This is a genomic window from Bradyrhizobium pachyrhizi (assembly GCF_001189245.1).
GTDB lineage: Bacteria > Pseudomonadota > Alphaproteobacteria > Rhizobiales > Xanthobacteraceae > Bradyrhizobium > Bradyrhizobium pachyrhizi.
This window is the reverse complement of record NZ_LFIQ01000100.1, coordinates 82033-91766: the sequence shown is the minus strand read 5'-3', so window position 1 is coordinate 91766 and position 9734 is coordinate 82033. Positions and strand designations below refer to the sequence as shown.

Genomic DNA, 9734 nt, shown 5'->3' with positions numbered 1-9734 from the left:
AGCCCGGATGGAGCGCAGCGCAATCCGGGGTGGCTCTGTCCGCGGATAGACCTGCCCCGGATTGCGCGGAGCCTGTCATCGGGCGCGCGTTCGCGCGACCGGTTGACTTCCTCCGGGCTACGAAAGACCGCAGGGATTTACCCCTTCACGTCCTGCTTTTCGGACGCCGTGGTCGGCTTGCCCTTGGCGCCGGCACCGGTGACGCGGACATGATCGCCGTCGGCGAGTCCGTCCGGCGGGGCTGTGATGATGCGGTCGTCGGGTGCGAGGCCGGTGGCGATCTCGATCTCCTTACCGAGGTCGCGGCCGATCTTCACGGTCTTGAACAGCACCTTGTCGTCAGGACCGACGGTTGCGACCCGCAGGCCGTTGCTGTTGAAGATCAGCGCGCTGGCGGGAATGCTGAGCGGCGTGGATTCGCGCTGCAGATTGAGCTTCACGCTGGCATAGCTGCCCGGCATCAATTCGCCGGAGGAATTGTCGAGCCCGAGTTGCATCCGCGTCGTGCCGGAGGCGACATCGACCGCCTGCGAGGAGGCTTCGACCGTCGCCTGGAAGGTGCGGTTCGGGTAATCCGGCAGTGCCAGCGTGGCCTTGGCGCCGATCTTGATCGCCGGGACGTAGTTCTGCGGCACGTTGACATAGACGCGCAGCTTGGTGATGTCCGAGATCGTGAACATCGCCGGGCCCGAGTTGCCGCCGGCGTTGATCAGCGCGCCGACGTCGGTGTCGCGCGAGGTCACCACGCCGTCGAACGGCGCCGTGATCTTCTTGTATCCGGCGAGCGCTTCCAGCCGCTCGACATTGGCCTGGCCGGCCTTGACCGCACCGTTCTTGTTGGAGAGGTCGGCGGTACGCTCGTCGATCTCCTGGGCGGAGACGAAGTTCGAGGCCACCAGCGTCTTGCGGCGGTTCAGCGTGGCTTCGGAAAGCTTGGCCGAGGCCTGGGCGCTGGCGAGATCGGCGCGCGCCTGCAGCAATTGCTGGTCGAGGTCGGGCGCCTCGATCTCGGCGATCACCTGGCCGGCCTTGACGCGGGCGCCGATGTCGGCGTCCCAGTTCTTCAGGTAGCCGGACACCCGCGCATAGATCGGCGCGCGGGAATAGGCCTCGAGCCGGCCCGGCAGGTCGATCGTGGGGCTCAGCGCCTTGGCATTGGGCAGCGCCACCGCGACGGTCGGAACGGCCTGGTCGTCGGTCCATTCCTTCAGCCGTGTATCCTGTTCCTCACGGGCGCGGATCCCGGTGCCGACGATCAGGCCCGCCCCGACCAGGGCCACCACGCCGAAGATGCCCAATCTCCGGCGAGAAACCGGGTGGCGCTGTTCAGTGGGCGGCATGCGGAATCTCCGATGAGGCGGCGGCTTTGGCGCCTTGCTTGTTGTGTACCATACTGAATACCACGGGAACAAACATCAGGGTCGCGAAGGTGGCGAAGATCAGGCCGCCGATCACGGCCCGGCCCAAGGGCGCGTTCTGCTCGCCGCCCTCGCCGAGCCCCAGCGCCATCGGCGCCATGCCGATGATCATGGCGAGCGCCGTCATCAGCACCGGGCGGAACCGGACGAAGCCGGCTTCCAGGGCCGCCGCGACGGGATCGCCGAGTTCCTCATAGCGCTCACGGGCGAAGCTGATCACGAGCACGCTGTTGGCGGTCGCCACACCCATGCACATGATGGCGCCGGTGAGCGCCGGAACCGACAGCGTGGTCTCCGTCGTGAACAACATCCAGACGATGCCGGCGAGCGCGGCGGGCAGCGCCGTGATGATCACGAACGGGTCCGACCAGGACTGGAAGTTCACGACGATCAGGAAGTAGATCAGCACGACCGCGCCGAGCAGGCCGAACAAGAGGCCGGTGAAGGCCGAGTTCATGGTCTGCACCTGGCCGAGCAGCACCACGGACGAGCCCTTCGGCACCTCCTTGGCGGTGTCGGCGATCAGCTTGCGCACGTCGGTCGCGACGCCGCCGAGATCGCGGCCTTGCGTCGTGGCGTAGATCTGCACCAGCGACTGGATGTCATATTGCGACACCACCGCGCTCGAGGTCGCACGCTTGATGTCGGCGATGCCGCCGAGGATCGGCGCCTGGGTGTTGCCGGTCGCGGTGATCGGCAGGGTCTGCAGCGCGCTCAGCGAGTCGATCTGATACTGCGGCGTCTGCATCACGATCGAATACGACACGCCGTTATCGGGATTGAGATAATAGGTCGGCGCCACCTGCGAGGAGCCGGCGAGGTTGACCACCAGCGAGTTGGTGACGTCGCGCTCGGTCAGGCCGACATATTGCGCGCGGGTGCGGTCGACATCGATGTTGAAGGTCGGGTTGTTGGGCGACTGCTGGATCCGTGCATCGGCAATGCCGGGGATGCGCTTGATCCCGGCCAGCAGCTTGTTGGCATAGGCGAAGTTGGCCTCGAGATTGGCGCCGCGGATCTGCAGGTCGATCGGCGCCGGCGCGCCGAAATTCAGGATCTGGCTGACGATGTCGGCCGGCAGGAACGCGAAGCTGGTGCCCGGGAACAGCCGCGGCAATTGCTCACGCAACGTGCGGACATGCTGCTCGGTCGGCTTGTGGCCTTCCTTCAGGCGGATCTGGATGTCGCCGTCCTGCGGACCGATCACGCCGGTGTTGTTGTAGGTCATGTTGATACCGGAGATCGGCATGCCGATGTTGTCGGTCATGGTTTCGATCTCGCCGGGCACCAGCTTGCGGATCGCCTTCTGGATGTCGGCGAGCTGGTTGGCGGTCTCCTCGACGCGGGTGCCGACCTGGGTGCGGACATGCATTAGGATGTTGCCGGCATCGACCGACGGGAAGAAGTTACGGCCCAGAAACGGCACCAGCAGGAACGACGCGGCGACGACCGCGAGGAAGCAGCTCACGAACACCGTGCGATGACCGAGCGCCATCGCGAGCAGGCCACGATAGCCGCCGCGGATGCGCTCGAACCGCGCCTCGAAGCCGCGCTGGAACCAGACCAGGGGATTGCGCGACTTCGGCGGCGCGCCCTCATGATGCACATGCGCCTGCAGCAAATAGTTCGCCATGGTCGGCACCAGGGTGCGCGACAGGATGAACGACCAGATCATCGCGAACATCACCGCTTCGGCCATCGGCACGAACAGGAAGCGCGCCACGCCGGTGAGGAAGAACATCGGCACGAACACGATGCAGATACAGAGCAGCGAGACGAAGGCCGGCGTCACGATCTGGTTGGCGCCGTCGAGGATCGACTGCTCGACCGGCTTGCCCTGCTCGAGGTGATAATTGATATTCTCGATCGTCACCGTGGCGTCGTCGACGAGGATGCCGACCGCGAGCGCGAGGCCGCCGAGCGTCATGATGTTCAGCGTCTCGCCGATCAGGGACAGCATGATGATCGCGCCCAGCACCGACAGCGGGATCGACACCGCGATGATGACGGTCGAGCGCCAGCTGCCGAGGAACAAGAGGATCATGATGCTGGTGAGCAGCGCGGCGATCACGCCCTCGAAGGCGACGCCGGTGATCGCGCCGCGGACGAACACCGACTGGTCGCCGATGAAGCCGATCTTCAGCGCGTCCGGCATCTGGTCCTTGACCTCGATCACCTTCTGCTTGATGCCGGAGATGATATCGAGCGTCGAGGTGGCGCCGGCCTTCAGCACCATCATCAAGACCGAGCGGTTGCCGTCGACGTGGACGATGTTGGTTTGCGGCGGGTTGCCGTCGCGGACCGAGGCGACGTCACGCACATAGACCATCGCGCCGTTGACCTGCTTGATCGGCAGGTCGCCGAGCTCCTCGAGCCGCAGCGGCGAGTTGTTGAGGTTGATGGTGTATTCGAAATTGCCGATCTTCTGCGTGCCGACCGGCGTGATCAGGTTCTGCGCGGCGAGCGCATTGGCAACGTCCTGCCCCGACAGGCCGCGCGCCTGCAACGCTGTCGAATTGAGATCGATCTGGACCTGGCGCTGCTTGCCGCCGAACGGATACGGGATCGCCGCACCAGGCACCGTGACCAGCGGCGTGCGCAGCTGGTTGATGCCGATATCGGCGAGGTTCTGCTCGGTCAGTCCCTCGCCCGACAGCGCGACCTGGATGATCGGAACCGTCGAGGCGCTGTAGTTCAGGATCAGCGGCGGCGTCGCGCCCGGCGGCATCTGCTTGAGCAGGGTCTGCGAGATCGCGGTGACCTGCGCATTGGCGGTGCGGATGTCGACGTTGGGCTGGAAGAAGATCTTGATGATGCCGACGCCGTTATAGGAGTTGGCGACGATGTGCTCGATGTCGTTGACGGTCGTGGTCAGCGCGCGCTGGAACGGCGTGGTGATGCGGCCGGACATCTGGTCCGGCGGCAGGCCGGTGTACTGCCAGACCACGCCGATCACGGGGATGCGGATGTCCGGGAAGATGTCGGTCGGCGTACGCAACGCCGCCAGCGGTCCGATAATCAACAGCAGGATCGCGAGCACGACGAAAGTATATGGCCGGCTCAGCGCGATACGGACCAGTGCGATCATAAAAGAAGCGTTCCCGAAATGAAGCCCGCCCAGGCAGAGGAATCGACATTGCAAAAGCCGTTCCGCAGCGGCCGATTTACCCGATGCCGGGCAAAACGCCAACCCGCGGAGCCGCGGCGGCTTTCACTTCCTCGGCATAGTGCATGAGGCGGCGCGCTCCGATCGCGCGCGGATCGTCGTCAAAAAGAGGCGGCTCTGCTGCGAATGCGAGCCGGCCGAGGATGCTATTTCGGCCGACGCGAGGTTAACGCATCGCTGCCCTGCGAAAATGTAGAACGTGGCGGGCCGGGTCAGCCCACCACGTCGGCATCGGTTAGGCGAAGGATGGCGGCCGCCCGAGCGGCGGCGCCGGATCAGGCGGCGCGGACGGCGTCGAGGAACTTGCTCACCTCGAGCTTGAGGCGGCTGCTGTCGCCCGAGAGCGATTGGGCCGCCGACAGCACCTGGCTCGACGCTGAGCCGGTCTCGTTGGCGCCATGCTGGACGTCGGTGATGTTGGCCGAGACCTGCTGGGTGCCCTGCGCCGCCTGCTGCACGTTGCGGGAGATTTCCTGCGTCGCCGCGCCCTGCTCTTCGACCGCGGCGGCAATGGTGGACGAGATTTCCGACAGCCGTTCGATGGTCGAGGAGATTTCCTTGATCGCGCCGACCGACTCCTGGGTCGCGGTCTGGATGCCGGCGATCTGCTGGCCGATCTCGCCGGTCGCCTTGGCGGTCTGCTCGGCCAGCGCCTTCACCTCGGACGCCACGACGGCGAAGCCGCGGCCGGCCTCGCCGGCGCGCGCCGCCTCGATGGTGGCGTTCAGCGCCAGCAGATTGGTCTGGCCGGCAATGGTGTTGATCAGCTCGACGACATCGCCGATCCGCGCGGCGGCCTTCGACAGCTCGCTGACGCGACCGTTGGTGGTGCGCGCCTGGCCGACGGCATCGCCGGCCATCCGTGCCGACTCCTGCACTTGGCGGCTGATCTCGGTCACCGACGACGACAGCTCCTCGGTCGCCGACGCCACCGACTGGACATTGGTCGAGGCTTCCTCGGACGCCGCGGCAACCGACGTGGTCAGTTCCTGCGAACGCCGGGCGGTCGACGACAGCGTGCCGGCGGAGGCTTCGAGCTGGGTCGAGGCGGATGACACGGTCTGCACGATCTCGCCGATCATCCGTTCGAAATTGCGGGTGATGGCGTCGACCCGGCGGCCGCGCTCGATCTTGGCTTCGGCGTCCGCAGCGGCGGCTTCATCGGCCGCCTTCTTGGCGACCAGGGCTTCCTTGAACACCTGCAGCGTATTGGCCATCGCGCCGATCTCGGTCTTCTCGCCCTGATGCGGGACGTTTGCGGTCAGGTCGCCGCGGCCCAGCGCCTGCATCGGGCTCACGATCGAGGCGATGCCGGCCGAGACGTCGCGGATCATCAGGAAGCTGACGCCGACGCCGACGATGATGGCGGCGCCAAGGATCATCGCAAGCAGCATGACGGCCGACGCGTAGCTGTTTGCCGCCTCCTGCGCCGCCTTGTCGGCACCGGCATTGTTGAGCTCGATGTCCTTGCGCAGGATCTCGTCGGCCTCGAGGCCGATCTTGTTCACGGTCTTGGCGTTCAGCTCATGCGCATCATGCGGGGTCTTGCCGACATCCCGACGCGACAGCGCCATCACCTCCTCGGTGCCCTTCTTGTAACGGGTCCAGGCATCGACCCATTGACCGTAGAGCGCGCGCTCCGTGGGGGTCGCGATCAGCGGCTCGTAGATCGCGCGGACCTTGAGGTTAGCGTCGACCACCGAGGTCAGGGTCTTTTCCTGCGCGAGCTTGTCCTCCAGCGTCTCGGACAGCATGTGCTCGCGGACCACGTTGCGATAGGTGATGACGCCGGCGCGCAGATCGCCGAGCGCACGCACGCTCGGCAGCCAGCTCGTCGTGATGTCGACGGTGTTGGCGTTGATCGACCGTAAATTCACGACCGCCAGCATGCCCATGCCTGTCATCGCGACAAGCAGGAACGCAACCACGGCAATAATCTTGGCGCGGATCGAGAATTTGGCGAACATCGTGGGGTCTCTTGATATCGGGCTCGCGAAGCCCGATCGAATGGCTGGGGGCGTGGCGGGACGCCGCAGACATCAAAGCCAGCCCCCCTCCTTAAGTAGGGTTAATTTGGTTCCCCGTTGAACTACGGAGGCGCTCATCTACGGCGTGGCATGATGCGCGCCAGCCGCATCAAGGCATCAACGCCAGCGCATCCGAGAAAAACTCCGGCCCGCCGAAATTGCCTGATTTCAGTGCAAGCACCATCTCGCCTCTCCCGGCGCCGACCGCTCGCAGCACCGGCACGCCGGCGGCGATTTCCGCACCGACCAGGAATCCAGGAATGCGCAGGCGATCGACCACGGCGCCCGAAGTTTCACCACCGGCGACCACCAGCCTGTGCACGCCCGACTGCACCAGACCATCCGCGATGTCGGCCATCGCCTGCTCGATGGCATGCCCGGCTGCATCACGACCATGACGGGATTGCACAGCTGCCACCTGATCCGGGGTCGAGCTGCTCGCGATCAGGATTGGCCCCGCCCCGAGCCGGTCTCTGGCCCAGGCGAGCGCACGCTGCGTTTCGTCCTTGCCGGCGACCACCCGCTCGGGATCGAGGTGCAGGACCGGCATCACCTTCTCGGCGTTGGCGATCTGGCGCAGGGTCGCCTGCGAGCAACTGCCGGCAAGGCACGCCGCCGGGCCGCCGACCGGCGTCGCCAGCATCGCATCCGCGGTGTCCGATTTGGCTTTGCTCGCGGCGACCAGCGCTCGCGCCAGGCCAAGCCCGATCCCGGAAGCGCCGACCGAAAGACGGTGATCCAGCGCTACCTGCCCGATGGTCTCGAGGTCGCGGTCGAACACCGCATCGACGATGGCGGCGCCGATGCCGCCTTGCGTGAGCTCGGCGAGCTTTGCCCGGACGGCGTCCGCGCCACGGCTCAGCGTCGCCAGATCGACCAGGCCGACCTTGGTCGTGCTTTGCCGCGCCAGCACGCGAACCAGATTGGAATCATGCATCGGGTTGAGCGGGTGGTCCTTCAGCGGACTCTCGTTCAGCGGCACCGAGCCGACAAACAGATTGCCCTGGTAGACGGTGCGGCCGGTCTCCGGGAATGCCGGCGTCACCAGCACGATGGCATCCCTGGAAGCGGCGCGCAGCGCGTCCATCACGGGGCCGATATTGCCGGCATCGGTTGAATCGAAGGTCGAGCAGATCTTGAACAGGATATGTTTGGCGCCGCGGCCGCGCAGCCAGGCCTCCGCTGCGCGCGAACGCGTCACGGCGAGACCGGCCTCGATCGAACGGCTCTTCAGCGACACCACGACGGCGTCGACCTCGGGCAGCGCGAGATCGTCCGCGGGCACGCCGATGGTCTGCACCGTGCGCAGGCCGGCGCGGGTCAGCGTGTTGGCGAGATCGGAGGCGCCGGTATAGTCGTCGGCGATGCAACCAAGAGACAGATGTCCCGCGAGCGTCACGGCTTCACTCCGGCATAGGGCTTGAACCAGGCGAGACCGTCGGTGGTCTTGCCGCGCGGATTGTATTCGCAGCCGACGAAGCCGCCATAGCCGAGCCGGTCGAGCTCGCCGAACAGGAACGGATAGTTCAGCTCCTCGCCGTCGGGCTCGTTGCGCGAGGGGATCGACGCGATCTGGACGTGGCCGATGATCGGCATCATTTCACGCAGCCGCATGGTGACGTCGCCATGGATGATCTGGCAGTGGTAGATATCGAACTGCAGCTTCAGGTTTGCGATACCAAGCTCGTTGATCAGATCGCGCGCGAAGATAAAGTCGTTGAGGAAGTAGCCGGGCACGTTGCGCGGATTGATCGGCTCGATCACGACGTCGAGGCCGTGCGGCGCGAAGAACTCCGCGGCATGGGCGACCGATTTGCGAAACGCGGCGACGGCCCTGGCATCGCTGCGGTCGGCGATGCCCGCCATCAGATGCACCCGCTTGACGCCGGTCGCCTGCGTATAGGGCAGCGCGGTCTTCAGGCTTTGCTGCAGGTCGGCGAAACGGTCCGGCAGCGCGGCAAACCCCTTCTCGCCGGCGTTCCAGTCGCCCGGCGGCAAGTTGAACAGCGCCTGCGTCAGCCCATTGCCTTTCAGCCGCTTGCCCACCTCCTCGGCCGGATGGTCGTAGGGAAACAGGAACTCGACCGCGGTGAAGCCCGACTTCGCCGCCGCTTCGAAGCGGTCGAGGAAGGGGACCTCGTTGAACATCATGGTGAGGTTGGCGGCAAAACGGGGCATGTGATCCTCTTATTTATCGCCGGGGAGCTTGGTGCCGGTGACTTGCGCATACATCCGCGCCACCGACGCATCGTCGTCGCGGCCCATGCCGGCGGCCGCGGTCATCAGGAACATCTGCAAGGCCGCGGCCGAGACCGGCACCGGGAAGCGCGCATTGCGCGCCATGTCCTGGATGATGCCGAGGTCCTTGACGAAGATCTCCACCGCGCTGCGCGGCGCATAGTCGCCGTCGAGCACATGCGGCATGCGGTTCTCGAACATCCAGGAATTGCCGGCGGAGGCGGTGATCACCTCATAGACCTTGCGGATGTCGAGGCCCTGCTTGGCGGCAAAGGCGATCGCCTCGGAGGCGGCCGCGATATGCACGCCGGCCAGCAGCTGGTTGATCATCTTGAACGCGGCGCCCTGCCCCGCGGCATCGCCAAGCTCGTAGAGTTTTGCCGCCATCGCATCCAGTGCCGGCCGCGCCTTCGCAAACGCCGCGGCGCTGCCGGAGGCGAGGATGGTCAATTCGCCCTGCGCCGCGCGCTGCGCGCCGCCGGAGATCGGGGCATCGAGATAGTGCCGGCCGGTCGCCTCGAGCTGCTTTGCGAGGCGCCGCGCGATATCGGGATCCATGGTCGCCGAGGAGATGAAGACCGCGTCCTTGGCCAGGGTCTCGGCGACGCCGTCCTTGCCGAACAGGATCGCTTCAGTCTGCGCCGCGTTGACGACGACGCTGACGACAATGTCGGCATCCCGGGCTGCCTCGGCCGGCGACTTGGCGCCCTTGCCGCCGTCGGCGACGAAGCGCGCCACCGCATCGGCCGTGACGTCGCAGCCGGTCACCTCGAAACCGGCCCGCCTGAGCGAGGTCGCCATGCCGTATCCCATCGAGCCCAGCCCGATGACGGCGACACGTGATGTTGCGGAACTGGACATTTGGCGATCCCTGAACATTTTTAG

At 65.9% G+C, this 9734-nt stretch carries 6 protein-coding genes; all 6 read right to left on the bottom strand.

Annotated features, from left to right (window positions below):
• Nucleotides 1-137: 137 nt before the first annotated feature.
• A complete protein-coding gene (locus tag AKL29_RS25350) occupies nucleotides 138-1340 on the bottom strand; it encodes an efflux RND transporter periplasmic adaptor subunit (RefSeq protein WP_050386043.1) in 1203 nt (400 codons plus the stop codon).
• Nucleotides 1327-4506 carry an efflux RND transporter permease subunit gene (locus AKL29_RS25345; protein ID WP_050386042.1) on the bottom strand — a complete coding sequence of 1060 codons (3180 nt, stop codon included), beginning with the start codon at nucleotides 4504-4506 and terminating at the stop codon, nucleotides 1327-1329. The genes AKL29_RS25350 and AKL29_RS25345 overlap by 14 nt, the downstream gene beginning before the upstream one ends.
• Before the next feature lie 353 nt (nucleotides 4507-4859).
• Nucleotides 4860-6551, bottom strand: a complete 1692-nt coding sequence (locus AKL29_RS25340) for a methyl-accepting chemotaxis protein (protein ID WP_050386041.1) — start codon at nucleotides 6549-6551, stop codon at nucleotides 4860-4862.
• Between the two features lie 169 nt (nucleotides 6552-6720).
• Nucleotides 6721-8010, bottom strand: coding sequence for a 3-oxo-tetronate kinase (gene otnK, locus AKL29_RS25335; protein WP_050386040.1), 1290 nt, complete (start codon nucleotides 8008-8010; stop codon nucleotides 6721-6723).
• Entirely contained in the window at nucleotides 8007-8789 is a 783-nt protein-coding gene (otnI, locus tag AKL29_RS25330) for a 2-oxo-tetronate isomerase (RefSeq protein ID WP_050386039.1), read from the bottom strand. The genes otnK and otnI overlap by 4 nt, the downstream gene beginning before the upstream one ends.
• A 9-nt stretch (nucleotides 8790-8798) precedes the next feature.
• On the bottom strand, nucleotides 8799-9710 hold the full coding sequence (gene ltnD / locus AKL29_RS25325) for an L-threonate dehydrogenase (protein WP_050386038.1): 912 nt from the start codon (nucleotides 9708-9710) through the stop codon (nucleotides 8799-8801).
• Nucleotides 9711-9734: the final 24 nt, after the last annotated feature.